1 tRNA gene and 2 rRNA genes (1 of these 3 cut by a window edge) are annotated in these 2,500 nt (G+C 55.1%); all 3 read left to right on the top strand.

Annotated features, from left to right (window positions below):
* Positions 1-1,802, top strand: a 23S ribosomal RNA gene (locus GGQ99_RS25935) (it extends 1,012 nt beyond the left edge of the window).
* Between the two features lie 154 nt (positions 1,803-1,956).
* Positions 1,957-2,071 (top strand): 5S ribosomal RNA (gene rrf / locus GGQ99_RS25930).
* A gap of 208 nt (positions 2,072-2,279) precedes the next feature.
* A tRNA-Met gene (locus tag GGQ99_RS25925) sits at positions 2,280-2,356 on the top strand.
* Positions 2,357-2,500 lie beyond the last annotated feature (144 nt).

The raw sequence follows: 2,500 nt of genomic DNA, 5'->3' as shown, positions 1-2,500 counted from the left end.
TCCGTCGTGAAAAGGGAAACAACCCTGACCTACAGCTAAGGTCCCCAAGTTATGGCTAAGTGGGAAAGGATGTGAGGATCCCAAAACAACCAGGATGTTGGCTTAGAAGCAGCCATCATTTAAAGAAAGCGTAACAGCTCACTGGTCTAAATAAGGGTCTTTGCGCCGAAAATGTACCGGGGCTAAAGCCATACACCGAAGCTTAGGGTTTGCAGCTTGCTGCAAGCGGTAGCGGAGCGTTCTGTAAGCTGACGAAGCCGTACCTGTGAGGGGCGGTGGAGGTATCAGAAGTGCGAATGCTGACATGAGTAACGTAAGGGGTGTGAGAGACACCCCCGCCGAAAGTCCAAGGGTTCCTGCTTAAAGCTAATCTGAGCAGGGTTAGCCGGCCCCTAAGTCGAGGCGGAAACGCGTAGACGATGGGAACCACGTTAATATTCGTGGGCCTGGAGGTAGTGACGGATCGCACAAGTTGTCGGGTCTTATTGGATTGATCCCGGCAGCGGAGCGGTTCCAGGAAATAGCTCCTCCATTATAGACCGTACCCGAAACCGACACTGGTGGACTGGTAGAGTATACCAAGGCGCTTGAGAGAACTATGCTGAAGGAACTCGGCAAATTGCACGCGTAACTTCGGAAGAAGCGTGACCCTTTCATGCGCAAGCATGTGGAGGGTGGCACAGACCAGGGGGTAGCGACTGTTTATCAAAAACACAGGGCTCTGCGAAGTCGCAAGACGACGTATAGGGTCTGACGCCTGCCCGGTGCTGGAAGGTTAAGAGGAGAGGTGCAAGCTTTGAATCGAAGCCCCAGTAAACGGCGGCCGTAACTATAACGGTCCTAAGGTAGCGAAATTCCTTGTCGGGTAAGTTCCGACCTGCACGAATGGCGTAACGACTTCCCCGCTGTCTCCAGCATAGACTCAGTGAAATTGAATTCCCCGTGAAGATGCGGGGTTCCTGCGGTTAGACGGAAAGACCCCGTGCACCTTTACTATAGCTTTACATTGGCATTCGTAGTGGCATGTGTAGGATAGGTGGTAGGCTTTGAAGCCAGGGCGCCAGCCTTGGTGGAGCCACCCTTGAAATACCACCCTTATCTCTATGGATGTCTAACCGCGGCCCGTTATCCGGGTCCGGGACAATGTATGGTGGGTAGTTTGACTGGGGCGGTCGCCTCCTAAAGAGTAACGGAGGCGCGCGATGGTGGGCTCAGACCGGTCGGAAATCGGTCGTCGAGTGCAATGGCATAAGCCCGCCTGACTGCGAGACTGACAAGTCGAGCAGAGACGAAAGTCGGTCATAGTGATCCGGTGGTCCCGTGTGGAAGGGCCATCGCTCAACGGATAAAAGGTACGCCGGGGATAACAGGCTGATGACCCCCAAGAGTCCATATCGACGGGGTTGTTTGGCACCTCGATGTCGACTCATCGCATCCTGGGGCTGGAGCAGGTCCCAAGGGTATGGCTGTTCGCCATTTAAAGCGGTACGTGAGTTGGGTTCAGAACGTCGTGAGACAGTTCGGTCCCTATCTGCCGTGGGTGTAGGAATATTGAAAGGATCTGTCCCTAGTACGAGAGGACCGGGATGGACGGATCTCTGGTGGACCTGTTGTGGCGCCAGCCGCATAGCAGGGTAGCTATATCCGGACGGGATAACCGCTGAAGGCATCTAAGCGGGAAACCCACCTTAAAACGAGTATTCCCTGAGAACCGTGGAAGACGACCACGTTGATAGGCCGGGTGTGGAAGTGCGGCAACGCATGAAGCTTACCGGTACTAATAGTTCGATAGGCTTGATCGTTCTCATTCCTAATGCTCATTGCTGCCGAAAGGCAGGATGAAAAGGCACACAAAGACCAGCGAACAGCCCCGAGAGGCACCCGACAGCTCCGCTGTCGACGCCTCTTGACGCTCCTTCGCTCAAAAAGCTTCTCGAACAACGTGCGTTTTGCCGACCTGGTGGTTATGGCGGAGCGGCTGCACCCGATCCCATTCCGAACTCGGCCGTGAAACGCTCCAGCGCTGATGGTACTTCGTCTCAAGACGCGGGAGAGTAAGTCGCTGCCAGGTCTGCCAAACGCACGTTAAATCCACGCATCGCAACGCGATGTTGCAATCTTCTCGATACAAACCAAGGCCCGCCAACGGGTAGACGGGCCGCGCAAGCGGCCCTTTCCATTGGCAGACAGCCTGAAATCCTCGCAATCGCGTGGGCAAATGCCTACATGAAGCAAGGAATCGCCGGAATATCCGCAAGCACAGCTTGCGAAAATGGTGGCGCGGGGTGGAGCAGCCCGGTAGCTCGTCAGGCTCATAACCTGAAGGTCACAGGTTCAAATCCTGTCCCCGCAACCAAATAACAAAACGCCCCGCCTCGAGCGGGGCTTTTTGTATTTGGCTGCCAGGTGACGCTCCGATTGGAACCGCATCAGCCGCCCCCAAGCAGGCCAACGCCGACAAAGCCGGACAGAAAAGACAGAATCCTGGCTCCAAAATCAA

The organism is Aminobacter niigataensis, from assembly GCF_014200015.1.
GTDB lineage: Bacteria > Pseudomonadota > Alphaproteobacteria > Rhizobiales > Rhizobiaceae > Aminobacter > Aminobacter niigataensis.
Note: the sequence above shows the minus strand (reverse complement) of the source record. Positions and strands in the feature narration are given on the sequence as shown.